The sequence below is a fragment of the Paenibacillus sp. FSL H8-0261 genome (assembly GCF_045040645.1).
Taxonomy (GTDB): Bacteria; Bacillota; Bacilli; order Paenibacillales; family Paenibacillaceae; genus Paenibacillus_AQ.
The window spans coordinates 5,687,113-5,712,724 of the sequence record NZ_CP150297.1; the positions used below are offsets into that span (position 1 = coordinate 5,687,113).

Consider the following 25,612-nt stretch of genomic DNA (forward strand, 5'->3'; position numbering starts at 1 on the left):
AATAACAGATTATTTCATCATTTGAACAATTTTATTGTAATAGTGTTCAAGTAATCTGCCCAATTAGCTGAATAAAGGCAGTCGATCACGTTGACTGATCGGCTGCCTTATCGTGTTTATTGAGCTATTGATACTCGTTGGGAATATCTTGTGGTTAAACTTGGCGTTCAGTATCCATGTCCTTTTTATACATTTTTTCCGCTTCAATAGGACTCTCTTTTGCCGTCATATGGCTTGGAATTACCCGATAAACTTGAACCGGACCGCCGAATACAGCTGATCTATACTTCTCCACATGCTGCTTGGACAGGGGGCGATTATAGTAACCTGGTACATACTTATTCATCATTTCCTGAAGTACATGAGTGGCTTCATCCAAATCCGTGATCGGTTCTGCTTGTCCGAATATCATTACGCTCATATAAGCTGTATCCGTTTTCGCAGGTACCGGATCCGTAATGGTTCCGTATTCCTCACATACCGTAAAACACACCTCTGAATTAACACTCATCACCTGATTACGCCTTCCGTCTCCAGCCCCGTGAAAATAGAGTTTCCCTTCTGTCCATACATAATTAAGTGGCACAACATAGGGGAGTTTGCCATCAGCCAACCCAAGATAACCCAATCTCGCTTGCTGAAGGAACCCTTCAATCTTCTCTTGATCCAGGCATTCCCTGCTCTTGTAACGAACCGAATTCATATCGATATCTCTCCTTTAACTCTAGCGTGCGGCAACGACCAAATTGCGAATACCAGCGTTGTTACGGTAGTATATCAATGAATGGATTGCATTAAAATATCCAAAAATCACCGTTTAGAGCAATCCATAATTAATATTATTATGATTGGACGTCTATTTGGAGGTGTGTACGATGATGAAAGTAATTCGTAATGATAAGAGACCGATCTGGCAGCAATTGCTTGATCAAGCGATTCATAATATTACTAGCGGAGTTTGGGCGCCAGGAGAATTACTAATACCTACCCGCGAACTTGCTCACATCGTAGGTGTCTCACGTTCAACTATACAGATCGTCTATGAGGAATTGTTAAGTCGAGGTTATACTGTTACCTCTCGCCGAGGAGGAACGCGAGTTAGTAAATGGAAGCAATTCAATGTGTCAACGAAGGAAATAGAAACAGAGGGTCCCACACCTCCTTCACTCTCCTTGTTAGACTCAGCTGTTGATCATTTACATGACTGGTTCAGAGGTAAAGAACAGCTAGAAGTGGATATTGATTTCAGTCCTCATGAACCCTATTTGGATGAACAATTTCAAAAAAGCTGGCGGCAATCGCTGCTCCACGCATCTGCTGAAATGGATTTATCAAGCTGGGCTTACGGTAATTGCTACGGTTACACACCATTACGTGAGCAAATACAGCGTTATTTATCCCTTGAACGGGGCATACATATCCAAACTAATCAGATTCTGTTGACCTCAGGAGCTCAGCATAGTATCGATTTAATCGCACAGTCGCTTTTAGCTGATGGGGACACAGTTTCAGTAGAAGATCCAGGTTTCCCAGCTGCTTGGATGGCGATGAAATATCGACGAATGAATGTGGTACCTATTCCCGTTGATGAGTATGGTCTAGTGGTGGAGCATATTCACCCTCAATCCAAACTGATCTTTGCCACCCCTTCTCACCAGTGCGCAGTAGGGGTCGTTATGTCGGAGACCCGTCGGCAACAATTGCTACATAAAGCGGTTCAAGAACGGTTTTGGATCATTGAAGACGATTATGATAGTGAATTCCGGTATCGTGGGGAGCCGCTGCCAACGTTGTTTAGTCAGGCATCCAATAATACTTTGTATCTCATGAGTTTTTCTAAAATGATTGCTCCTGGCATTCGTATTTCGGCTATTATAGGTCCATCCGAGGCAATTGCTCAACTAGCGAAGGTACAGGAGCTGACTTACCGTCATCTTCCGATTATGGATCAGCTAACACTAACCCATTTCATTAAAAATGGTCATTTTATGCGGCATATGAGAAGAGTCAGAAATGTATATCGAAGAAGACACGAAATCATGACAAAAGCTATTATGGCTAGTGGTTTAGGGGAGCGTTTTACACTCAGTGGAGTAGAAACAGGATTGCATATGTTACTTGAGGCTGAGGAATCATACGACGAAGAAACTGTGACAAATTTAGCCCTACAACATGGAATACGTGTTTACCCTCTTGGACCCTATTGTCTGGATAGCAAAAGAAAGGGATGGGTATTGGGGTTTGCAAAAGTAGATGAAGCATCAATTGAGCAGGGGATACATCGCCTTGCGGAGATAATTCTGTAAAATCATTTCCGCAGGATTAGATAAATTAAAAGAAAGTATGGACTTTAAATTACTTGGTCCGATGGTTACAGTTACCGTGAATCCCTTGGTTACGCCCTCATTTTAAGATACTTGGCTTATGCAGATAGCAAATAAATAAAGCCTCTATCCCGCCACTCGGAATAGAGGCTTGTATTATTCTTACTCCTTTAATACTCTCCTTTGATTACAAAATACGAGCCACGGATTGTACCGGCTAGTTTAGACTTTTGCCTAGCAAATTTAAACTTCTCTTCTAACTCCTTTGGTATCTCCATCCCCTCAGAAAGCTTAAAACCAACGGCTCGCTTCTTAGGATCATCAACCGTATACATGACATTAACCTCAAGTCCATCTTCATAAAAGACATAAGTGAATTTAATATTTTCCACTTGAAAACGCGACGTTTCTAAAGGTTTTGCCGCAAACTCAATATTACGTTCTTCTTTTAAAATTCGGCTCACATAATCAAGGTTTTCCTGGCTTTCGTTAGCTGGGACAACTGTAAATTCATGCTTGTACTTGTTCATAAAGTAACGAGCTTCATTCGCACGTAAACCAGCAAGCGCCTCTGCTACAGGTGAAGACTCTACTCCGACCGTAGACACATTTTTAAAATCAACGATATACGTCATTTCCATCTCTCCTTTTCTCTCATTATTCCCTATCAATAGAATACAATAACTAAAATTTTAACTATATTATATCAAAAATAATCCACTTCACATGTTCAAATCTATGCCCGTAACTTTCTAAAAAAGAGCATCTGCTGCAAGGCGGCCAAGACTTATAGCCTTCATCCTTGCAGCAGATGCTGACGGTCAGCTAAAAACCGTATCATCCATATATTGGTGCCATCGAAAACAAACCTTGAAACGGATTCCTACCTGACGCATTCTCTCAACCTTCTGTGTGACCGAGCCCCTGAATACTGTTGTGATCAATCGAGCTCCGCGCGGGAAAAAAGATCCCGGATCAACGTCTCATTTTCACAGGCCTGCTTCAACCGCACCGCGAACTGCTTAATAGCTTCGCTATTCTCCGAATAAGCACAGAACATATCCGCTTCCGGGTCAAAATGAATCGTATCTACCCATTCAGGCATATATTCGTTCACAAACACAGCCGCCAAAGAAGCCCAATCGTACCCGTTACCTTCAAATCCTTCGTCTGCCCGGGCCTCGAACACTTCCGATCGGTAGCTACCCACATTTAGAATGACAGACATGCCTCCACCTTGCTGATCCACGAGTATAAAAGGGGCAACGTCCTCTTCTGCGGATTCTGCTTCCAGCCGTGCAATGACCTCAGAGTGGGCTTGATCCGTGAAGCAAAGCACCCCGTTTTTCTGAACAATCAGCCCTTCCCGTATTCGCCCATCCAGCCAGTCGCTGATCCAGCCCGGAGCATACCCGCCTTGACCGAACTCGCCGCCAAAAGCGATCATTTCCTCATATACATCCAGATATTGTTGACGGCTCGTATTTGGATAAGAGCTTGTGTACAGCCAGAACTGCACATCGTACATCAGAGTAGAAAGCTCATCCGCATGAAAGGAAAAGTGTCCCTTCTCTTCTACGATTCGGGTACAGACTCTACGGATCTTCTGCTCAAGCTGATCTACCTCAGACACATGGCTGCACAGCTTCGCAAGCAAAGGCGAGAATTGGCCTACGGCTACTTTGCGCAAATCCTCCTCTTTATCTTCTTCAGAGGTGTCGTAGTCCTCATCACTCACCAGACCGCGTATAAACGTCTCGAAGTCTTGGGCCAGGAACGTAATCTCATAATTATCTTCCTGATCCACATGAATTACCTCAGGTTCGCCGTCCCTCCCACAGTTCCGGTAATCCAGCATCACGACATCATGGCCTGCCGAAGGGCAGTCACAAATTACTACGCCGATGTCAGGATACCCCCACTCCTCAATCATGAACGGGCTGCCGAGATCGCCACAGAGTGAATAGCTTTTCTCGCGTCCGATGCCCATAATGCCCGTAATCGCAATATGATCCTCCGCCCATGAGGTCGCGTCCTCCGTCGGAAAACAAGTATTATAAGGAACTCCCCCATTGTGCTGCTTCATCAGACTGATATAAGAGGCAGGAAGCTTGTAACCCAGTTCTTCTTCTACAGAAGCAATCAGCTCATCCGTATGCGGGGCAGAAACATATTCTTTTAGCGCATAATCGCTATCTTTCCAAAATTCGGAGAGGTCCATCCCTTCAAAAGGAGTTGCAGTCGTCCCCGAATCATTATGTTGCTCTCTGATTGCCTGTCTGGCTGCGGCGTGCCGTTCTTTGCGTAGCTTGCGCTGGCTGAATTTCAGAAACATGACCGTATTCTCATCATCCGGATCGAGGTCATGGGCAATATCCAGCACTCTCACCGCTTCCTCATATTGATTCAAATAATAGTAGGAATATCCCACACGAAAATGCCACAGATGGTCATTCTGCCCCTGTTCCGCAATCATCGCGAAGTGTCCAAGCGCTTCTTCATAACGTCCCAAATTGTTATACGCTCTTGCCAGACTGCTGACTACCTCGTAATCTCTGTCCTCTGGAGGAATCGCCATCAGGGTGTCTACAATCTTCTGGTGTTCATCATCTTCATGCCACTGTGTCAGCTGTGCGGTTAGTTCTTTGTCCATGGTCTACCTCCCCAAGCGTATAATAAAATTACTAGAATATAGAGAAATATGGTTTTCCCTATTCTACCAGATGGGATATAGGTATTGAAAATCGAAATAGGTCAGCTAAACGTAGCCATGACCCCGGCAGGAAACGGTAACTATACCTACCCTGTAAATAACCTGCAACACGGGGATACCATCGAGTACTCCTTTACCTATAATCCGGGGCTAGGGGCCGTCGATTCCCCGACCTTAACGTATATCCATGGGGTAACCCAAGGAACACCGGAGTAAAATGGATACACCCTAGGCAAAATACATGAACACAAACAGGCGAGGAGGAAGTGCTGGTGCTTCCTTCTCGCCTGTTTTGTTGTTTCAGCCATGCTGGTCTCCTCGGTGGAAGATCGGTTGCCATGCGTGATGCGTGAGCTCCTTGACGACAAAGCTCACCTCTTAGAACGTCATCAAACCTAACTATTTACACCAGCCTCTATCTTCTGATCAATAAATTGCTTGAATCTTGTAAAATACTGCTCTGATGCCTCCCAGCGCCTAAGGTCCAAAAAAGACATGTCCTGCTTGCCATATTGATTGGGCGGCTGATAATGCCGGGAAACATAAGTTCCATGATCCACTGTATAAAAATAATACGCTTCATCTGGAGTCTTGATTTCAATCCGAGCATGCAGGTAGTCTCCGTCCTCGTCCGTATGCGCTTTACGGAAGCTGTAATATTTTGAGCCGTCCCAGAACCCGTCATCCTCCTCTTCTTCCGAATATAATTCCTGAATTACAGCGTGTTGCAAAATGTCTTGCACATATTGGACCTCAATGTTTCGTAAATAAAGCTCAGCCATATTAATACAGGTCAGCAACATAGTCCAGCAATCGCTAATCTCCGCTAGCTGTTCCTGAGACTCTTCTGTAATGTGCTTCCACTCAGACCCCTCATCTATAGTTCTCCTCAACAAACCGATGGAATGATCATGCTCCAGCCAAATATAATAGTGATGCCGGTTATCTTTCATATAAACGCTGAGATCCCGCTCATCCCCGTCTGCATCAATATGCTCCAGCTGAACTTTGAAAAATACGCCTTGCTCCTGAAAATTAAAAGAAGGTTTGTCATCCGTCATTAAAATACACTGAGTCAATTTCAATATATTTTCCTCATTGATCGTGTTATGGGTAAAATATAAATGAACAGGTTTCTTTCTCGTGAGGGGTTCATTTACTTTTTTCAATGCGGAACGCCCTTCTACAATAACATTCACCAGCGTGCAAAAGGAAAATTCCATGTCCTCCTCATCCATATCCAGAAAAACTTCATCAATCAACACCTCATGAATATCCACCGGAAGCTCCTGAAATACGCCGTCTCCCTCCCATACATTTACTAAGCATGCAATAGATTTCTGCCCGTCTACTTTAATGCTGTACTCGTCATCCTGAACTAAAACCGCAGTGCTAAGATCACCTATAACAATTGTTTCCCCGTGATTGTAGGTGCCGCACAATATTTCCTCAACCATCAGATTGCCCGAAACATAGATTTCCTGACCGCCTACAGCTATATTTTTCGCATTCAAATTACCGGTTACCATAAGCCCTATGGCACCATCTGTTTCTTTATTATAGAGATTGTCTACAGTAAAATTTCCATCGATAAAAATGATGATAACCTCTTTTTGTTGCGGGAAAGCCTGCTCCCAATCCAGATTAAGAGAAGGCAGCGTCAAATCCCCTTCATAATAAGCGGCTAGCTGCTCGTCACTGAAATCCTGGTAAAACTTCGCCCACCAAGATCCTTCCGGAAATTTATCTGCTAGTTGACTAATAGGAATGAATCGGAAAAGATTACTCATACATTATTTTCCTTTCATTTTAAAATTTCCATTATTCTCTCATATGTAAAAATAAGGGTCAATCTCAACTTTACAAACCATCCCCCACAACAAAAAAAGGCCATCCTTTTATGGGATGGCCTGACAAATCAGAAGTGCAATAGTAATCACCGTTTATTATTTTTTCAAAACCGGTATCCAAATCTCACTTCTAAAGGTCGGTGAAGATATATCCTTACTCTCATTCCATAAAATCTCCGGGCCTCTTGCCAACTCATAATTAGCGGTAGGGAACCATTCAGAATAGATGCGTCCCCAGACATTTTGCAATGTATCGGGAAATGGTCCAACGGCTTCGAATACAGCCCATGTTGCTGCAGGAACATCTAGTTTCGTTAAATTTTCGGGGCATTCCTTGGTTGTAGCAACGCCAACATAATGGTCAAGTTCTCCCTTTTCTTCCATTCTCTCTTCAGAAAAATTCATCGATGCTTGAATCAGTCCCTGAGGTTCGACATTCGAGAGCTTTTTGAGCTGGTCAATGTCATCGCTAGTTAAGCTTTTCCACATAGATGCGATTTCCGGATTTACGCCATTAAATTGGATAGGTACCCTTCTCGTAATCCCTACGATACAGAATGACTCTTTTTCAATGATACGATAGTTCATTGCACTTCCCCCTTGAATGGTTAATTGAAAGGTCAAGCGCGGATAGGCTTTTAATGAGGGGCCATGCAACTTTACCGAAGAGGGCGGAATACCGTGCAAGCCTTGGAAAGCTCTAGAAAATGCGTCTGCTGAGCTATATCCGTATTTCACCGCCACATCCATAACTCTTAATTCTCCAGCTTGAAGCTCAAATGCCGCAGATGTCAGGCGTCTCCGACGGATGTATTCTGATAGCGTGATGCCTGCAAGGAATGAGAACATTCTAGAAAAATGATATTCGGAACAACAAGCCAACCTAGCCGCTTCCTTCAGGTCTATATCATCAGCAAGATTCTCTTCAATGTATTGTAAAGCCCCGTTCAGATTTGCAAGCAAATCCATTCGAATGACCTCCCTTCACTAACAATATAGCAAGTATCGTCGGCATCCATCCGACATCTCATGCACAGTTTTGCTGGGTACCTAGGAGAAACTTGCCGCTACTTAAGATACGGTTCACCGCGCATTCAAAAAAAGAGGTGCGAAAAGCCGGTTCATCACCGGACGCTTTTCGCACCTTCTCTCTCTTGCCTAAATTAACGCGTCGAAATGGCCCTCCGAGTTCACCGTCGCCGTCCGGGGATCGGTCAGACCGATGCCCTTGAGGCCTCCCTTCCACTCAATCCGCGAGAGGGGGAGGTGATCTTGAAGCGGAGACGCCGGTACAAAATTCACGGCGGCGCTACTCCCGCTTTTCTGTACGAGTTGGGACTCCAGCAGCCGGATTTTCCGCTGCAGTTGCTCCCGGCGATAAGGAGTCTGCATCTCACTTCCTTGTGCCGCATTCACTTTATCCAGTTCCATCATCAGCCGGTTCCGCTGTTTCTCCAGGGAACTGACATCACTCTGTTTACCGCCGTAGGCCGCAATGGTCTGTACGGAGCTGATGCCTGATACTGTCTGTGCCGCCATGATCTTTCCCTCCGTTTCCATGGCTACCAATCCAAATTCAGCCAAATTTGAAAGTTCTAATCATCTTTATTACCCAGCAGGCCCCGTCATGACAACATCACAGCCTCAATTAGAGAATAATCGTCATATAGTCTCAGTCGGCCGCTTGTTTCGACCCTACTAAAGACCCATCGAAGGCTGGCTAAAGTCCCTTCAGAGCTCCCTTACTCGTCCTTCAACCGTCCATGCCAAAGTAATGAGGAGGGGTTTTAATAAATTCCCCGTCATAATACATTGGTTGAAATTGCATTCCGTCCTCCTGATCAGCGACACTACTTGGATATATAAAACAATTATAAAGTCAGGATACTTTTTTGTCAGTTTCTAACTAAAAACACACGGCATGTCCTATCTAAACGTTCGTCCAGCCGTTCATGTTCATTCGATTCCTTTCACTTAACAAGTATAAGCGAGGAAAATGGGGGTCACTTTAAGACTATCTGTTATGCAAGAAGGGGCTCAGCATATGACATATGGAGAAATTCTATTTCGTACGGCAACGTCTTTCGTTGCTCTACTAGTTTTGACGCGTCTTCTCGGTAAAAAACAAGTCGGACATCTAACGTTTTTCAATTATGTAACAGGGATCACCTTCGGCTCCACCACTGCGGAAATTATCGTCAACAGACAAATCACGCTGCTGCAAGGAATATCTAGCTTGGTCTTATGGTCGCTCTTGGCGTTCAGCGTTGCATTGATCGGACTGCGCTCTGTCAAAGCACGTGAGATTCTCGACGGCCAACCTACGATTCTCGTCAAACAAGGCAAGATTCTGGAAGAGGCATTAGCTAAGCAGCACCTCAACATCGACGATTTAAGCATGTTGCTTCGGAATAAGGATGTCTTCTCACCCGAAGAAGTCGAATTTGCAATTCTGGAACCTGACGGTAAACTTAGCGTGTTGATAAAAGAAGAACTGCTGCCTGCAACAAAAAAAGATATAAAAGTAAACGTTGCACCTATTCACAATATCCCAACTGAGCTTATCGTTGATGGTAAAATCGTAGAAAAGAATCTTAATAAAATAGATGTCTCCGTTGTCTGGCTCAACCAACAATTAAAGAAAGCCAACATTCATTCTTTAGATCAAGTATTTTACGCAGAGCTCCAATTGGACGGGAGTCTGTATATCGACAAATACCAGGATATAAATCCATAAAAGGCCCCCAAAGAGAACAGCCCCCGGGCTGTTCTCTTTCGCTGTCTGCCTTAGAAGCAGGTGAACGAGCGAATCCGATTCAAATCAATACCGAAGTACCCCCAGAAGAGACCGAACCATCTGAACCCTGCAACAGAATTACGCCCGACGAATACCGGGAAGAACCAGAATTGCTCGCCGTTGTTCAGCCAAATGTATGTGTTGCGGAACAAACAGCCTCTGATCGCACCGGGGTCGATGGCAAATGCGGTGGCCGACATTTGCGGTACGAATTGCGGTGGAGGTGCCGTCGGCGCTTGAACGCCTCCCGGTGCAGCTCCTGGAGGTCCCGGAGTCCCAGGAAATCCACCTGGTCCACCCGGTCCTCCTGGTCCTCCTGGTCCTCCTGGTCCACCCGGAAACCCTGGGAATTGGCCGCTTCCCGGCGTTGGAAAAAATCCCATATATGATCGCTCCTTTCAATGAGTAGGCACAATCATCATATGCATTCGTGGAAAGAGTGTTTGGGCGAATGCCAATAAATAATCCGCGCCCAGCCGAAGCTGAACAGTAATGAAATTTAGCCGCCTAAAAGCCTTTTTCACCTGCTTCGGCTCATAAATATGGACGAATATCCACTTATGCTGATTCCTAATTTGACTTAGAATTACCGTAGAAGATTGAAAAAGGCTGTGATTCTAATGTTAATCAAAAGAGACAAATGGTTGCAATATCGCATCCTTCGCAAAGGTTCCTCTCTCGCCGGACGGCTGCCAGAGACACAGTTGCTTAAGAAGAACGCATTAACGAATATGCTGCTTCACTATCAAAGCGTCGTATTGAAACCCCGCAACGGGAGTTACGGAAGGGATATCCTGTTCATTAAACGAAACGGTGCAAACGCCTATCGTATTCATAACGAAAAGAAAGCCTTCACCATGACAGACAGCGATAAGTTACTTAAATTGTTCCGTAAAAAAAACAGAGGTCGTGGATATATTGTCCAAAGGCGTCTGCAGCTTGCCCAAATTCAACACAAGCCATTCGACATTCGGATAATGGTTCAGCGACAAAAGAGCTCTTCATCCCCTTGGAATGTGACAGGTTCATACGCGAAAGTTGCGGCGCAAGGATATCTAGTCACGAATGTGGCTAGCCGCACCATTCCAGTCCTTGAGGCACTCAAATTAGCCCGAATCGGAGATCGGAGCTTGCTTGTCAAAGCGGAACAGATCGCATTATTGGCAGCCACACGACTGGGAGAGCGTTACCCAAAGCTTAGACAAGTCGGGTTCGATATAGGCATCGACAGGAACTGCCGGATTTGGATCATTGAAGGCAATTATCAACCGGACTTACGACCATTCCGGCTCTTGAAAGATTCCTCAATGCATCGCAGAATATTATGGTATAAGAAACATTAGAACGAAAAAAAAGACGACCAGCCTCTTATCTTTGGCCTGTCGTCTTTTCATGTTTGGTGCCTATCCTTGATAATCCCCCGCTTGCAATTTTACTTACGTCTTTTGTTACTTACAACACGCGTCACTTGGAACTTATTTACCCCTACCTGTATAATGGCAAACTGGCTGTAAGAAGTGCCGGAAGACGTATAAGGTTCCGCTTGAATATTTCCACTCGGTGTTCTAACCGTTGCAGTGATTCTAGTCACCAAGCAGACTCCACGGCTAGAAGCTTTCCAAGTCTCGTCACGCTGAACATTATAATTGTCATCACTACATAAGATGGATGCATATTCAACTTTTCCAAATGCATTAAACGATGTAGAGTTAAAGATCTGTACGGGGTCATAACCGCCAGCTTTTCTATTTCCCATCCTCAAAACCTCCCTTATTATCGATATTATTCATTAAATGCAATTCCATCGTTTTGGTAAGGTATAAATGTGGACAAGAAAAAAAAGTACGTTTATCCGATGGTCACAACCCCTTCTCTTTTACTTCTATTATCTTTTTACTAAACTGATATTTCACAGTAACATTCTCAATAATCTCAGTATTCTGGTAGGCAAGAGAACCTTCAAATACTAATGTATCATTGTCTTTCCACACCAGGTTATCAGCATAGCTATAATTCTCATGATCGTTGCGAATCCATGTATCTAGTTCTTTTTGGGCACCATATTTGACTCTTGCAGATTCTATTAACTCTGGACTTGTCATTCCCTCTTCAATATTGCTAATTTGAACGAAATTACTTTTATTAGAGCATGTTACGATCGCAATTAACTTATGATTTGGAGAAGGGATAATTTTTGTAATATACATAGATGGTGCAGAAAAACTTAAATACTCTTTAAGCACATTGTCTTTTATTCTCCAAATGACATTTTGACTTCCATAATCCGAATAATTATTAAACAACGTAAATATCATACTTCCGTCTGCTAGCTTAACAATATAAGGGCTCCGATAACTTTTCGACAAAATATCTACGGCAAAAGCAGCCGCATCAGCGATTTTTTGATTCTCATTTTTTATAAATGGCTGAAGTTGTTTTAACGCTTTTACTCTCAACGTGGGATCATTAAAGCTTTCTACCAGCCTATTAATAGCAATATATACATATTCATTATTATCACTTTTTAAAGCATGTAGAAATTTTTCCGCATCATATTGAGTAGCAGGCTCTAACTCCATGTCTTCAGCATTTAAATAACGTATGTAAGGCTCTGAATTTTGATTTTTATAATATTCTGTTGCTAATAAAGCTGAAGCGGTTGAACTATATAGGACAAGACAGGCAACCAAAATAACCCACTTTTTAGAAATTCCTTTTTTCCTTTTCTCTGTTCCATTGTGCCCAGCCGCTTCAATTAAGTTTTCATCAATGAGTCCGATCTCCTTAAATAAATCTTCTTTTTTCATAGGTTAACCCCCTCTTTGTCTAGATGAACTCGAAGTTTATTTCTTGTCCTAAATAATATAGATTTCACTTTACTACTACTCATATTAAATCTCATAGAAAGCTCATCTATTGAATAGGAATACCAGTACCTTCCAATAAATATGTTTCTCGCTTGCTCATCTATGCCATATAAAAATTGATTTATTAAGTTTGCGATCTCACCTTCTTCATACTCTGTTTCTACAGTATCAGGCGAAGCTAGACATTCTTCTAGTTCCGTTAGAATGACTTCAAACTCACGATTACGCTTTTTCGCTGTGTTATAACCATACTTATCAAGCGCAATATTACGGATGATCCTCCCTAAAAATACCGAAAAATTCCTAGGCAGATTAGGCGGTATCGCATTCCATGCCGCTAAGTATGTATCGTTCTCACACTCTTCAACATCCGAGAAATTTGAAATAATGTTTCTTGCAATGACTCTGCAGTAAGCCCCATATTTATTTTTAGTCTCTAAAATGGCTTGCTGTGAACGCTGTAAGTATAGGTGGATTATTCCTTGGTCTTCCATTCGTTTTTCTCCTTTTAAACACTCTTATCTATATAGTAGAGAATTCTTAGGATGGGTTGCACTTATATTAAAATTTACACCAATATATAAAGACAACCCCCTCCTAAACAAGGAAGGGGTCTTTGTAATAGATCTGCCTTTTCGTCATCTCTACAATCCAAAATGTTCTCTAACTAACCTAAATTGTTCTTCCACGCTCATACTTGGTATTCTTTCAACGGTTTTGATCCCCATTTTATTACAAGCAGTCTTAATCTCATTGGAGAACTTAACCATAGATTTGTTACCGTGTTTAATCGTTTCTTCTGGATTTATCGTGTAGGCGTTAATACAATCTAAAATCATCTTATGATCTTCTCTAAAGTAATATAATCTCTCTATCTCTTCGTAGGACGTATAAAAACAAACCATTCTCTCTTTTGGAATAAACGGTAGTATACGTTCAGGCATTATTCCTAAATCTATTATAATTGGTTTATCATTAGGCATTGTTAACAAATCAATGATAAAGAAGTCCATCATCTCTTCGACGATTTGAAATAGCCATTGACAGTGCTCATCTACAGGTTTATTGAACCACTTATTCCAATCCAAATCAGAATTAGGAAATTGAAGGGCAGGGTATTCAACAGGACTAGTGAATGGTCTGTATTTTAAGACATCATCCCCCAATGTTTGAAAGCCTAGCTCCTCTACAAATTTCCTGGTCATGGTCGTTTTTCCAGCACAAGGTCCACCATTAAGCCAATAAACATGTTTTAATTGTTCCTTCAAATAATTATTATTTATCTTCATCCGATACACCCCATATGATTTGTGTAGTATCTTACTTTAACACGTTGGTTTCGGGGAGCTGGCGGATTCTTATCTTCCTATAACAGTGAAAACACAAAGAAATTCTCCTTTCTTGACACAAGTAGTTATATTCTACGAGTGGGGTTAAATTCCCTATCACTTTATCTTTAATACGATCTTTCCTTTTGCCCTGCCCAATTCAGAATACTCCATCGCCTTCTGAGCTTCTTCGAAAGAGAATATTTGATCAATTACAGGCTTTATTTTCCCTGCTTCTATAAGCTCCGAAATGATCTCCAATTGTCTCCCGCTTGGTTTCATGAACAAGAAGCTGTATTTGGCATTATATTGCTTTTCTAATTTTGTTAGCTTACGGGTAACCAATCGAAAAAGACTCGTTTTTATAAAACCAGACCCATATTCAACTCCGAAGCGTGCATTGGGCAGCCCAGATACCGATACAATTTGTCCGCCCGGTTTGACTATTTTAAAAGCCTTTTCTAATGTCTCTCCGCCAATCGTATCGAATACTCCATCATAATTTTGTAAGACCTTATCAAATTGTTCTGTTTTATAATTGATTATTTGATCGGCCCCAAGAGATTTGACCAGATTAGCTCCAGCATCGCTAGTAGTTGTAGCCACATAAACTCCCATCGCTTTGGCAAGCTGGATAGCAAAGGTTCCAACGCCGCCCGAGCCAGCTTGAATCAATACCTTTTGCCCTGCCGATAGCTGTAATATATCATGTAATGCTTGATAGGATGTAAGCCCGACTAATGGGATTGATGCCGCTTCCTCAAAAGAAAGGTTTTGTGGCTTTAAGGCTATATCGTCCTCATGTATGGATATATATTCTGCGAAGGTTCCAATTCTATTTTTTCTTGGCCGTCCGTATATTGCATCGCCTATTTTGAATTTAGTTACTTTGTTTCCTACTTTGGTGACTATACCTGAAAAATCATTTCCTAACACAAGCGGCATATCGTATTTCAACAACATACGAGTTTTGCCATCCCGCACCTTGAAATCGATAGGATTAATACTCGCCGCATGGATCTCTGCCAACACATCATAATCAACTACTGAAGGTGTTGGAATGTCTGCCATTAGAAGAGGACTTTTCCCATATTTTTCAATGATCATCGCTTTCATTAAGAAACCTCCAATTCTAATAATATTGTTCCATAAATTCATCGAGATGGTTTATAAGATTTTTTAACACTCCTAATTTTGTTCTAACGTCCATAAAATAATAATTTTTAGAGCCTTCTTTCCTCACCATTATAATTCCGGCTTCTCTTAAGATTCTTAGATGATGGGAAACAGCAGGTCGTGATAGATGCGTTTTTTCAGTAATCTCACCTACGCGTAACCCGTTCGTACAGGTAGTCTCCATAAGTACAGTAATAATAGATTGTCTTGTCTCATTACCAATAGCTAAAAAGACCTTCTGACACATCTTGAAATCGTCTTTGATGACTTCGACTTGTTGCTGTTTATTAATGATTCTCACCGCTTTCGTTTCGTTCAATCGTTTAACTTAGTGAACCATTTGCTGACGAGTATGTCATAACAAGATATGCTCCGCAACCTTGAGAAAGAAAATCGAGATCACAAGTAAATTTTTTACATTTCTTCACCTCCAACCCTCAGAGGAGAATTGTCGATAGATCTCAAATCGTATCAAGAACAATTGACGTTAGTGAGCTGCCTGCACTTGAAGTACTGGAAAATAAGCTTACATGACCATCTTTGTATGAACCAAATGCACCTTGTTTATCACCTACAATGAACAGGTGGGAGAATTACTGGAGAAGAATATCACGATGGCCTCACGTTAGTAGGCTGATGAAACTTATGATACGATTCACCGCACTGTCTATATCGGTAAGTTTTAGGGCCATCCTTTGACGGATGGCCCTTCTTATAAATTGAACCAACGTCCTACAAGGTAACCTGATAGGTTAATTCGCTTAACCAAGCGGTCATTGAGGATATTTTATACTAAAAGTTATAATTCAATTGACTAGTCGAAATGATACGAATTGGAGGTTATCCAAATGAATATTGAGATAGGAAAAAAAATAAAGACTCTTCGTTTACAAAAAGAAATGACTCAGGAAGAACTAGCAGCAAAACTGAATCTGTCATCCCAAGCAGTATCTAAGTGGGAAAATAATGTAACCATGCCTGATATTCAAATTCTTCCTGATTTATCCGTGATTTTTGGTGTTACAATTGATGAATTATTTGCATTAACCGATGATACCCATTTAGAACGAATTGGAAATATGATTAGTACTGAACATTTTATATCCGAAGACGATTTTAACTATGCTGAACAATTTTTAAAAGGAAAACTAAATGATGCGCAAAAAAAATCCCCATCCCTCACCTTGCTAGCTCAGTTACACATTCATCGTTCAGATGAGCACCGTGAATTGGCTTCCCATTATGCCAAGGATGCGCTGCTATTAGCTCCGGACAGCAAAAGTAATCATAATGCCTTGCGAGATGCGGAGAATGGAATCATTTTTGATTGGAACTTTTCAAATCACCATAAACTCATTGCGTATTATAAGAATTTCGTGCCGAATCACCCGAATTACTGGCAGGCTTATGTTTGGCTTATGAACTACTTAATCGCAGACGGCAGATGTATTGAAGCAAAAGAAATTCTGGAACAATTGAACCAAATCCATCCTGGTCATTTATATCAAAAATATGGAGGGCTGATATGCAAGGAAGAGGGCGACCTTTCTCAGGCGCTGGCTCTCTGGGAGCAAATGACTGATTTGTATCCTGAGGATTGGCTTGCATGGTCCTCCAGAGGAGACTGTATGGCTAAACTTTGCAGGTACGACGAAGCCATAGAATACTATTCCAAAGGTTACGAACTACAGCCAAGTCCAAAGTATACAGATGCATTTGAAGCCATTTCTCATATATATATAATAAAAGGGGAATATGATAAGTCTATTGAAAAGCATCACGAAATAATTGAGCTGCTAGAAAGGGACTGGAGAGTCACAGAGGGTAAGACCGTTGATTTTCATAAGAGAGAAATAGAAAATTTAAAGATACTGTTGAATAAACAAACCTAACATTATTAAAAATACCAAATAACATGGACGACTGACCCTTTCCGCCAAAACGGCGGAGGGGGCTTTTGCTTTCAGTAGCAAAACTGCCCCACCAGATACTACATTATTTTGTGAACCCAGAATGCTTGGAGAATCCCGTGTGTCCTGATTTTGCCCAAGCGGTGCAGTCTTCGGATATCTTAGGTTTTCTTTCGTTGTAACCTTCTAGCTACCTATCCGATCTAATATTTAAGTAACGTTACGAACATCCTAAGACTTTTAGTCAAGAAAGCAGGTAAAAATCTTTGCATATTAATCCTATTGTCGTCAAAGCCAAAGCTGGGGACCCAGAAGCATTCGTGCAGTTGATGCAAGAGATAGAGTTACCTTTATATAGAACTGCAAGGTCCATCGTCAACAAAGACGAAGATTGTGCAGATGCCCTGCAAGAGACGATGCTTAAAGCCTTTAAGTCCATCCATACACTCAGAGAGCCCGCTTTTTTCAAAACGTGGATCTTCCGGATTCTGATTAATGAATGCAACAAAATGATCAAAAACAACGCAAGAGCCCTCCCTTATGGAGAGCTTCCCGAAGTCCCTTCCATTTCCAAGGATTATGAGAAAATCGAAATATGGGATGCCGTTCAACATCTTGAGGAGAATCTACGAATTGTCATTCACCTTCATTACCTACAGGACATGCCGATCAGTCAAATTTCCGACATTCTCGAAATTTCTACGGTAGCCGTGAAGACCCGGCTGCATCGCGCCCGCAAAAAGCTAAAGCATTTATCTCAATTCAATCAAGAAATGGAGTTGCGACATGGTAAACACTAAGTTAGAAGAACAATTAAAGAACTGCCAAAGCCTACTTCCCGATCAGTTATCGGATATTGCCCGCTCCAAGCTGAATGAGACTTACCAAATCATCAGGGAAACCGATAATTCCATTTCCCCCGTTCAGAAAAAGAAAAATGTATCTAAAACTTTTAATAAATGGTTGATTTCCACTGCAGCCGCTGCAATTCTTGGAGTTACAGTCCTTGCTTCCGGCTTTGTATCGCCCGCAATGGCTGATGCACTCAAGCAAATTCCGGTTTTGGGACAAATCTATTCATTATGGGGCGAAAACAACGGAGATCCCGGTGTTCAACAAGCCGAGGATTTCATCACAAACGTAAACCAAAGCGTGACCCAGGGCAATGTTACTATGAATATTCCAACGTTGTTATTTGACGGGACCCGAATTCTTATGAACATAACCACTCCTGGAAACCGTCTGGCTTCGGAGCCCAATTCGCCGCCTTCAGATGCCAATAAAGGGGCGGTGGATAAGTTTGAGGTTCTCTATAAAGGCCAACCTCTGCTCTGGAGTTACGAACAAATGGATGGTGAGACTGCTTCCAGCATAATGGTTCAGGTTTTGAACACTTATTATGAGCCGAATACAACAACACAGAATGTCCAGTTCCCTGATCAGTTTGACTTGACTGTAAATGTAACGTTAAAGGGCTACGATGCCCCGTTCGAATTCGTTCTGCCTGTTACCAAATCAACGCCTGTTACTGCACTAACTTCAGAGGAGACCAAGCATCACGATAACATTAACTTGCAGATCAGTAAGGTGGAAATCACCCCAATCACAACGCAGTTATCCATTGAGTACAAAACCAAACCGGGCCAGAGCGTAGAAGAAATGCTCGCTTCTATCCCTTCGAAATATAAGGGTGCTAACGGAGGCGTCATCGCTCTTCAATTTGACATTGTGGATGAACGTGGCGTTCAACTCAAGCCCATCGGTGCTCACCCCTTAAGCGAATCTTATAATGTTCGTTTTGAACCCTTCCAGACTATACCGAGTACCGTGACCATCAAACCGTACTTAGTCGTTTCCGAAGGTCAAGCCCCAGCTGGGACTAAAGGACTGTGGGAAGACAACAATATGGTCAAGGAATATATCCCTGAGCTGGAGACTGTACTTTCGGTGCAATAGTTCATTTGTAAAAGGGTCCTTATTTTCTAGGATGAAAAAGGTATGCAAAACTACAAAAGACGAAGCCATAATTAAACTGTACCCTATCGAGTAGACACTTTTAAAAAGTCTCTCGGTAGGGTATTTTTGTTTATAACGAAGAAGATAGGGAAGAGGAATGGTATGAGTAAGAAAATATTTACAGATAAAGAGATCAAGCAGTTATCTAACAATCCGTATGTGAGGTCCGTATCTTCAAAGGCAATTACTTATACGGATGCGTTTAAGCAATTGTTTATCTTAGAGAATAATAAGGGGAAGCCGCCGAGAGAAATATTTGAAGTATGTGGTTTTGACGTAACTGTCATTGGGCTCCAAAGAGTCGAATCCTCAGCAAAGAGATGGCGTGCGAGTTACCAAGAGAACGGAATCTTAGGTTTGCAGGATACAAGAAGCTACGCCTCAGGAAGACCCCTTAAACGGGAGCTAACGCTCGAAGAGAAGTATGCCAAGCTAGAAGCTCAGAATGCTTTGCTGCGAGCGGAGAATGAACTGTTAAAAAAGATTCGTTTCATGGAAAGGAGGCAGAACAAAGGATAGTACTTTCATCTAGCCAGAAATTTGTCCTTATTCATAACATCATCGAGAAATATCAACTCTCCCGTTTGGTCAACTATTTATGTAAAGTATCCGGGGTTTCCAGGAGTGGATATTACAGGTATTGGTCTTCCGAAGCAAAGCAAAAGAGAATCCAGAAGAAACAGCAAGATGAGCAACTAAGAGAAGTCATTCTAAAAGCTTTTCATTTCAAAAGACGAAAGAAAGGTGCCCGATCCATCAAGATGACATTGGAGGGCCAGTTTAAGGTGATCTACAATTTGAAAAGGATTAGGAGGATTATGAAGAAATACAGCATTGTATGCCCCTTTAGGAGGGCCAATCCCTATAAACGGATGATGAAGGCTACTCAGGAGCATAGGGTCGTTCCTAACCTGCTGAACCGGGAGTTTAAGCAGAACATTCCAGGTAAGGTGTTACTGACGGATATCACTTATTTATTTTACGGATCGGGTAAAAAAGCCTATTTATCCACAATCAAAGATAGTTCAACCAATGAGATCTTGGCGTATCACGTGTCAGATCGAATCACAATGGATCTTGCGACAGATACTCTCCTAAAGCTTAAGAAAAACCAAAGGTTTAAAAGAGCTGATGGTGCCTTCATTCACTCTGATCAGGGATCTCATTATACACATCCTTATTTTCAAAAAATGGTTAAGAAAATGAAATTGAAACAATCCATGTCTAGGCGGGGAAACTGCTGGGATAACGCCCCACAAGAATCTTTTTTTGGTCATTTTAAAGATCAAGCTTCCATTAAGCCTTGTTTGACTTTGATTGAGTTAAAACAGGAGATTAAGGATTACATGACCTACTATAACCACTACAGGTATCAATGGGATTTAAAAAAGATGACCCCTGTTCAATACAGAGATCATCTTCTTCAATCTGCCTAGACTTTTTTTAAATGTCCTTTACATAGGGTACAGTTTAAATAGGCTTCGTCTTTATATTTAGATAGCTTCAGGTAGGTTCAATCCAATAAGGTTATTTTGATGAAGCCAGCTTCGATAATTTGTCGGCAATATCTTCAGCTTGTAACAAGGAGGAGTATGAATCTGCAGCAAAATATTTTTCCATATCAATCTCAATAATTCGATTGTTTTTGACTGCATCCAACATCTTCCAGGTTGCTGGCAACTTAGGCGGTTCTTTGTCCTTTACGGTAAGGACAATAACGTAGTCACCTACATAATCATTTACCGTTTCCCAAGAAACTTCAACACGGCTCATTTCCTTATCAATGATTTCACTTTGAACTTTTGAGCGGGATTCAGACCCAAAATATCGTAAGTAGCTCTACCGCCTCTCTCACCCTGATTACCAATGACCATTAAAAATTTCTCTACCGTGATATAATCTACGATAGAAATAGTTGCATCTTTTGCAATTACATTATTAATTTTTTCGCGGGCAGCTATTTTACGTTTTTCGAAATCTGCCACAAACTGTTTAGCCTCTTCTTCTCGATCAAGGATTTCTCCCATAGCTGTAATCTCTTCTTGAATCGTTGCGTATTTACTTGTATCAAATAATACGGTCGGTGCGATCTTAGAATAGTTACTATAAGCATCTTTATTCCAGGTTATGATGACGTCTGGCGCTAGCTCTAATACTTTCTCAAAAGAAATACTTCCTTCTGCCCCTATATCTTGTACCGTCTCATCTAAGAAAGGTTTGAGAAACTGAGAATACTCCAGTTGGGTATTTGATGCTCCAACCGGTGTTACCCCAACGGCCAAGACTGGCCCCAAATCCCAATCAACTACAACACGTTGGGGATTGGCTGGAACATTAACATCCCCCATGACCGTTGCTATTTTCCGCAAACCCGTTTTTTCAATGGCCTGATTGGAAGGTTTACTTTGTGTTGGTTCTGCTCCCGCATTGCTATTACGGCTAGTGTTCCCATTTCCGCAAGCTGCAAGTAACAGTGTAAGCACAAGCATTAACATTAATCCTTTTTTCGTTTCGATCCCCTTTAACATCTGTTTATCCCCTTCAAGTTTTAATTGATAATGATTATCATCATCAATATAACAAGCAGAAGAATATTTGCCCATGGAGGATAAGAACTCTTGCCATGGACTATCTGAAACGATCAAACCTGTCTTCACCTTATTTTTGTATTGAACTGGCGTCGTCCCAACCTGCTTCTTAAACAGACGGGTAAAATAAAAGACATCACTATAACCTACGTTTACAGCAATTTCCTGTACGGTGGCATCGGTTTGAATCAGTAATTCCTTCGCTTTAGCCATCCTCGTCTGAATTACATATTCAATGGGACTTCTCCCTGTCCGGCGTTTGAACTGCCTCGATAAATATTGAATGCTATAATTCCAAACTTCTGCCATAAATTCAAGTGAGATAGGTTCATAATAATGTTTGTGAATGTATTGAATGATCTGTTCCACTAAATCTATTTCTTTGGGGGCAACTCCTTGAAGCTGTAACTGCTGTACAAGTGTATATACGAACTGATAGAAATGGATTTTCGCTTGGAACCGTTCCATAGCCGGTCTGCGATTCCATTCCTCATACATCGATTCCGCATGACGATATAAAACAACCGGAGAAATAGGTTTACATGCGTATTGCAGATGAAAAGGGTTATTTATATGATAGGATTTCAATATTGTTTTACTAGCTTTAGTAGAAATAGTACCTCTATATAAAATGTAATAGTAAGTGACATCCTCATGTCCAACCTCGAACTTGATGCTACTTCCTTTTCCCGCATGTAAGACAAAGAATCGTTCTAATGAATGCCGATTACCATCCAACCAGATCACACCTTGCCCTCGCACGACAAATATAAAACAACTAGCTGGGAGTATATGTTGCTGCTTACTCTGTCTACGTATCACATGTTGGCGAATATCCACCAGTTGAATCCATGAAGTGTCCCATATCTGGATGTATTCTTCCCAATTCACTGTTAATCCTCCCAATTCCAATAGCATGCTAATTCTTTGCAGCTGCAAATCCCTATACAAGCCAAAATCGTAAACGATAACCATTATCATTGTCAAATGATAGGTGACTAGTCAAACCAATTTTAATAGATCAAATCTGACGCTCCCAGAGAACCTCCAATCAAGTCGATATAGCCATTGCTAAGCATGCCACAGCTATCCTCCAAGAAATAAATTACTAACTCTTTTATTACCTAAATCACTAACATTAATAGTTACAGTTAAGGAAAAGTGTTTTTTAGAAAGTTAACACCGAACTATAATAGTCCGCTAATGTACAAAACCTGAAGTTTGTTGTATTCTTTGCCAATAGCGACTACGGTATTTATACCGTACATTTCACCATCTTAGCCACCTCAGCTCATTTCTACGGTATTTATACCGTACATTTCACCATCCTAGCTACTCATGCAAAATAATTGTGAAGTACGCACGCTACTCAAGTTTTCGTTGTTCAAATAATAAATTCGGCCTCTTGACTGGGGGTCTTTCCCATAGATAACCTACGCAAATCATCTATACTGGCAAGATTTAGGGCCATCCTTTTACAGGATGGCCCTTTCTTTGATGAATCATCTAAGTTGCAATTTTGCTTACTTTAATATTCTTTTATAATTACAAAAAACGAACCCCGAATTGTTCCAGCTAGCTTGGACTTCTGCCTAGCAAACTTAAACTTCTCTTCTAGCTCCTTTGGGATCTCCATCCCCTCAAATTCATGCTTGTATTTATTCATAAAGTAACGGGCTTCATTAGCTCGCAAACCAGCAAGCGCATCTACTACAGGTGTCTCTCATTACCAAAAAAACTTATCGTTACTTATGATACGGTTCGCGTGCTGTCTGTAACGGCAAGTTTCTGAGTTAACTACTGTGCTCTTTTTCTATTAAAGTGACCATCTCACGCTCCCACTTTTCTCGCTCTTCTGGCGGCATCGGCTCCCCTTTGCCATACAGAAATCTAATCATGTAGAAGCCATTCTTGGTAAGCAGGCTAGTAACAAGTTCATGCTCTAATACATTATTGCTCATCAACTGCGTCTCAACTACAGAGCTATTATCAGTCTGATGCAGTACTTGAGCGGTCAACAAGGTCTCTTGGGAGATATAATCCGCTGTATGCTTCTCTACAGAAGATGCCTCTATCTTATCAAAATAATTAATCGTGAACGTATGCGAAGGTTCGTACCGATGGTATTCTCCTAGCGGATAATATCCGATAAATTGACTGTTACTGTAGACATGGAATGTTGCAGGTACATAGCTGTCAAGCTGAAAATACGGGATGAATCGCGCAATACCTGAATTGATCTCTTCTCCAGGAGGAATGACCGCATCCACACCACTAAGGAAATCACCCTTCTTATCTACAAAAATCGTGCTATAAGGGCTGTACCTCGTAATCCAAATCGAACCATTCTCCTTCACAGCCTCAACGTAATAACTGATAATTTGATTTCTTTTTTCCTCACGTTCATCGGCGGGGTTGACACAGGTATGAATATGCTTCCGAGTGTATGTAAAGACTGCGTTAGTGCCATCCATTGACAGCAATTCAAATTCGAGAATTTCAGATTTTATATTATAGATTTGAAATGTCATCATTAATTGAAAGTGATTTAAAAAGGACATTCCCCTCTTATCTGGATGAAATTTTTTGCTCAAACCTTCTTCATCCTTATCCATATAAGACTGCTCCAAGCCTTCAACCAAGGCCTGCAGTTCCTCTTTTGTGATGCCTTTATTTTTCTTAAAGAAAAACATGTCTTATCTCCCCTCATCATCAGTCTACTGCCAATTACTTGCTCCTATTTATTATACGGGCACACCTGTGTACTTTTCTAGTTATGTATAAATTCCCCTTTGGTAGTACCTAAAGGAAGATATCATGTTAAACATTAGGTCAACTAGATGATCGCAAAATATTATGAAAAAACCATTCCTGACAAAGGAATGGTTTCTTTGAGTAGGTATACCTTTCAGTTATCCCAACATTTTAAAATGTTCACGAACTAACCTAAATTGTTCTTCCACGCTCATGTTTGGTGTTCTTTCTATGGTTTTGATCCCCAGCTTAGTGCAAATATTCTTTATTTCATTGGAGAACTTAATCATAGATTTATTACTGTGTTTAATTGTTTCTTCTGGATATAACGTATAAGCGTTAATGCAGTCCAGAATCATCTTATGGTCTTCTCTAAAGTAATATAATCTCTCTATCTCCGCATCGGACGTATAAAAACATATCATTCTCTCTTCCGGGATAAACAGTAATATAAATTCAGGCATTATTCCTAAATCTATTATGATTGGTTTGTCATCAGGTAACTTCAGCAAGTCAATAATAAAGAAGTCCATCATCTCTTCGACAACTTGAAATAACCATTGGCAATGTTCCTCTACAAACTTCTTGGTTATAGTAGTCTTTCCAGCACAAGGTCCACCATTAGCCAATATACATGTTTTAATTGTTCTTTCAAATAATTATTATTTATCTTCATTCAACACACGCCATTTATATTTAAAAAAGCTTACTCTGACATGTTGGTTGTGAGGGGTTGGCGGATTCTTATCTTTCTATAACAATGAAAGCACATAAAAAAGCCTCCCCACCCTAAAGGGTGAAGAAAGCTTAAATGTGTATCCCCAAAATATGGGCAACTATATTAAATTTTTGCACCCGATAATGCTTGAGCCAGTAGCTCCTCCAGCCATTTTATAGCCTCAACCTCTTTCGCGAAGGCGCCTCCGGGACAGCCGTAGGTTCTTTTAGTAGACACTGCCGTAACCGGCTTGTAAAGAGCGAGCAATTTGGCGTTCTGCATTACAACCGCGATGCCTGAGCAATATTGAGCGATTTCATGTTTGTTCCTCTTGCACCAGTTCATATACAGCTGTGTGACTGCACGCTCCGGACGTGCGTTTTTCTCTGAAGAATGCAGCATGATCAGACCAAAGGGGGATTGACGGGAGAGCAATTCTTCCCAATAAGCGGTATATTCCTCTACCGTTTCCTGATCAAAATTTTCTCCCAGACTTAGGCTTATAATCGGCCAGTTAGATTCATCCTTTGTGAAGCCATACATTTGTCCTCCTAAAAGTCTGATTAGCATC

Annotated in this window: 26 protein-coding genes and 2 pseudogenes; 8 read left to right on the forward strand and 20 right to left on the reverse strand. The window is 41.4% G+C overall.

Annotation, left to right across the window (positions count from 1 at the left end; all coding sequences use genetic code 11):
• Window positions 1–154: 154 nt before the first annotated feature.
• Window positions 155–703, reverse strand: coding sequence for a pyridoxamine 5'-phosphate oxidase family protein (locus tag MHI27_RS25300; RefSeq protein ID WP_076286017.1), 549 nt, complete (start codon window positions 701–703; stop codon window positions 155–157).
• A gap of 172 nt (window positions 704–875) precedes the next feature.
• Here MHI27_RS25300 and MHI27_RS25305 point away from each other — a divergent pair, with 172 nt between their 5' ends.
• A complete protein-coding gene (locus tag MHI27_RS25305; protein WP_076300445.1) occupies window positions 876–2,306 on the forward strand; it encodes a PLP-dependent aminotransferase family protein in 1,431 nt (476 codons plus the stop codon).
• A 188-nt stretch (window positions 2,307–2,494) separates the two neighbouring features.
• On the opposite strand, the gene MHI27_RS25310 is transcribed toward MHI27_RS25305, so the two are convergent.
• The 3 genes and pseudogenes from MHI27_RS25310 to MHI27_RS25320 form a co-directional block, all read right to left on the reverse strand.
• Window positions 2,495–2,959: a phage tail protein gene (locus MHI27_RS25310; protein WP_341051940.1), complete on the reverse strand. Its 465-nt coding sequence runs from the start codon at window positions 2,957–2,959 to the stop codon at window positions 2,495–2,497.
• 305 nt (window positions 2,960–3,264) lie between these two features.
• Entirely contained in the window at window positions 3,265–3,573 is a 309-nt protein-coding gene (locus MHI27_RS25315; RefSeq protein ID WP_256721739.1) for an immunity 51 family protein, read from the reverse strand.
• Between the two features lie 36 nt (window positions 3,574–3,609).
• Window positions 3,610–4,977: pseudogene (locus tag MHI27_RS25320) on the reverse strand (SMI1/KNR4 family protein); the annotation flags it as partial.
• A gap of 84 nt (window positions 4,978–5,061) precedes the next feature.
• On the opposite strand from MHI27_RS25320, the gene MHI27_RS25325 reads away from it, so the two are divergent.
• The gene (locus MHI27_RS25325; RefSeq protein WP_339798372.1) at window positions 5,062–5,253 is read left to right on the forward strand and encodes a hypothetical protein; all 192 of its coding nucleotides are present in this window, start codon (window positions 5,062–5,064) and stop codon (window positions 5,251–5,253) included.
• Window positions 5,254–5,432: 179 nt separating this feature from the next.
• Here MHI27_RS25325 and MHI27_RS25330 read toward each other — a convergent pair whose 3' ends face one another.
• The 3 genes from MHI27_RS25330 to MHI27_RS25340 form a co-directional block, all read right to left on the reverse strand.
• Entirely contained in the window at window positions 5,433–6,827 is a 1,395-nt protein-coding gene (locus MHI27_RS25330; protein WP_405174939.1) for a hypothetical protein, read from the reverse strand.
• 156 nt (window positions 6,828–6,983) lie between these two features.
• On the reverse strand, window positions 6,984–7,856 hold the full coding sequence (locus tag MHI27_RS25335; protein ID WP_076286013.1) for an AraC family transcriptional regulator: 873 nt from the start codon (window positions 7,854–7,856) through the stop codon (window positions 6,984–6,986).
• A gap of 189 nt (window positions 7,857–8,045) precedes the next feature.
• Complete coding sequence (locus MHI27_RS25340; protein WP_405174940.1) at window positions 8,046–8,426, reverse strand: hypothetical protein; 381 nt, start codon at window positions 8,424–8,426, stop codon at window positions 8,046–8,048.
• A 505-nt stretch (window positions 8,427–8,931) separates the two neighbouring features.
• Between MHI27_RS25340 and MHI27_RS25345 the strand changes: the two genes are divergently transcribed.
• Window positions 8,932–9,624, forward strand: a complete 693-nt coding sequence (locus MHI27_RS25345; RefSeq protein ID WP_405174941.1) for a YetF domain-containing protein — start codon at window positions 8,932–8,934, stop codon at window positions 9,622–9,624.
• Between the two features lie 50 nt (window positions 9,625–9,674).
• Here the strand turns inward: MHI27_RS25345 and MHI27_RS25350 are convergent, their stop codons facing one another.
• Window positions 9,675–10,067, reverse strand: a complete 393-nt coding sequence (locus MHI27_RS25350; protein ID WP_042130783.1) for a hypothetical protein — start codon at window positions 10,065–10,067, stop codon at window positions 9,675–9,677.
• A 237-nt stretch (window positions 10,068–10,304) separates the two neighbouring features.
• On the opposite strand from MHI27_RS25350, the gene MHI27_RS25355 reads away from it, so the two are divergent.
• On the forward strand, window positions 10,305–11,027 hold the full coding sequence (locus tag MHI27_RS25355) for a YheC/YheD family protein (RefSeq protein WP_405174942.1): 723 nt from the start codon (window positions 10,305–10,307) through the stop codon (window positions 11,025–11,027).
• A gap of 89 nt (window positions 11,028–11,116) precedes the next feature.
• Here the strand turns inward: MHI27_RS25355 and MHI27_RS25360 are convergent, their stop codons facing one another.
• From MHI27_RS25360 to MHI27_RS25385, 6 genes are all read right to left on the reverse strand, one after another.
• Window positions 11,117–11,440 (reverse strand): hypothetical protein, encoded by a 324-nt coding sequence (locus MHI27_RS25360; protein ID WP_076300430.1) that lies wholly within the window; start codon window positions 11,438–11,440, stop codon window positions 11,117–11,119.
• A 103-nt stretch (window positions 11,441–11,543) separates the two neighbouring features.
• Window positions 11,544–12,491, reverse strand: coding sequence for a hypothetical protein (locus MHI27_RS25365; protein WP_341059596.1), 948 nt, complete (start codon window positions 12,489–12,491; stop codon window positions 11,544–11,546).
• Entirely contained in the window at window positions 12,488–13,045 is a 558-nt protein-coding gene (locus tag MHI27_RS25370; RefSeq protein WP_076286005.1) for an RNA polymerase sigma factor, read from the reverse strand. Before MHI27_RS25370 ends, MHI27_RS25365 begins: the two co-directional genes overlap by 4 nt.
• 150 nt (window positions 13,046–13,195) lie before the next feature.
• On the reverse strand, window positions 13,196–13,840 hold the full coding sequence (locus MHI27_RS25375; RefSeq protein WP_405174943.1) for a hypothetical protein: 645 nt from the start codon (window positions 13,838–13,840) through the stop codon (window positions 13,196–13,198).
• A 156-nt stretch (window positions 13,841–13,996) separates the two neighbouring features.
• Window positions 13,997–14,995 carry an NADP-dependent oxidoreductase gene (locus MHI27_RS25380; RefSeq protein ID WP_405174944.1) on the reverse strand — a complete coding sequence of 333 codons (999 nt, stop codon included), beginning with the start codon at window positions 14,993–14,995 and terminating at the stop codon, window positions 13,997–13,999.
• 16 nt (window positions 14,996–15,011) lie between these two features.
• Window positions 15,012–15,302, reverse strand: coding sequence for an ArsR/SmtB family transcription factor (locus MHI27_RS25385; protein ID WP_405176794.1), 291 nt, complete (start codon window positions 15,300–15,302; stop codon window positions 15,012–15,014).
• 601 nt (window positions 15,303–15,903) lie between these two features.
• Between MHI27_RS25385 and MHI27_RS25390 the strand changes: the two genes are divergently transcribed.
• The 4 genes from MHI27_RS25390 (at window position 15,904) to MHI27_RS25405 (ending at window position 20,417) form a co-directional block, all read left to right on the forward strand.
• Window positions 15,904–16,947, forward strand: a complete 1,044-nt coding sequence (locus MHI27_RS25390; RefSeq protein WP_405174945.1) for a helix-turn-helix domain-containing protein — start codon at window positions 15,904–15,906, stop codon at window positions 16,945–16,947.
• A 284-nt stretch (window positions 16,948–17,231) separates the two neighbouring features.
• Window positions 17,232–17,765: an RNA polymerase sigma factor gene (locus MHI27_RS25395; protein ID WP_405174946.1), complete on the forward strand. Its 534-nt coding sequence runs from the start codon at window positions 17,232–17,234 to the stop codon at window positions 17,763–17,765.
• Window positions 17,752–18,921: a DUF4179 domain-containing protein gene (locus tag MHI27_RS25400; RefSeq protein ID WP_405174947.1), complete on the forward strand. Its 1,170-nt coding sequence runs from the start codon at window positions 17,752–17,754 to the stop codon at window positions 18,919–18,921. The genes MHI27_RS25395 and MHI27_RS25400 overlap by 14 nt, the downstream gene beginning before the upstream one ends.
• Before the next feature lie 162 nt (window positions 18,922–19,083).
• Window positions 19,084–20,417 (forward strand): IS3 family transposase gene (locus tag MHI27_RS25405; protein ID WP_405174560.1). Its coding sequence is split into 2 segments (ribosomal slippage): window positions 19,084–19,471 and window positions 19,471–20,417, totalling 1,335 coding nucleotides; the frame shifts between segments, so codons are not numbered across the junction.
• A 91-nt stretch (window positions 20,418–20,508) separates the two neighbouring features.
• Here MHI27_RS25405 and MHI27_RS25410 read toward each other — a convergent pair.
• From MHI27_RS25410 to MHI27_RS25435, 6 genes and pseudogenes are all read right to left on the reverse strand, one after another.
• Window positions 20,509–20,754, reverse strand: coding sequence for a hypothetical protein (locus MHI27_RS25410; protein WP_405174948.1), 246 nt, complete (start codon window positions 20,752–20,754; stop codon window positions 20,509–20,511).
• Window positions 20,751–22,460: an AraC family transcriptional regulator gene (locus MHI27_RS25415; protein WP_405174949.1), complete on the reverse strand. Its 1,710-nt coding sequence runs from the start codon at window positions 22,458–22,460 to the stop codon at window positions 20,751–20,753. The genes MHI27_RS25410 and MHI27_RS25415 overlap by 4 nt, the downstream gene beginning before the upstream one ends.
• Before the next feature lie 637 nt (window positions 22,461–23,097).
• Window positions 23,098–23,289 (reverse strand): annotated as a pseudogene (locus MHI27_RS25420) (hypothetical protein); the annotation flags it as partial.
• A 73-nt stretch (window positions 23,290–23,362) separates the two neighbouring features.
• Window positions 23,363–24,262, reverse strand: coding sequence for a hypothetical protein (locus MHI27_RS25425; protein WP_405174950.1), 900 nt, complete (start codon window positions 24,260–24,262; stop codon window positions 23,363–23,365).
• A gap of 219 nt (window positions 24,263–24,481) precedes the next feature.
• Window positions 24,482–24,952, reverse strand: coding sequence for a hypothetical protein (locus tag MHI27_RS25430; protein WP_405174951.1), 471 nt, complete (start codon window positions 24,950–24,952; stop codon window positions 24,482–24,484).
• A 212-nt stretch (window positions 24,953–25,164) separates the two neighbouring features.
• Window positions 25,165–25,584 (reverse strand): hypothetical protein, encoded by a 420-nt coding sequence (locus tag MHI27_RS25435; RefSeq protein ID WP_405174952.1) that lies wholly within the window; start codon window positions 25,582–25,584, stop codon window positions 25,165–25,167.
• Between the last annotated feature and the right edge of the window lie 28 nt (window positions 25,585–25,612).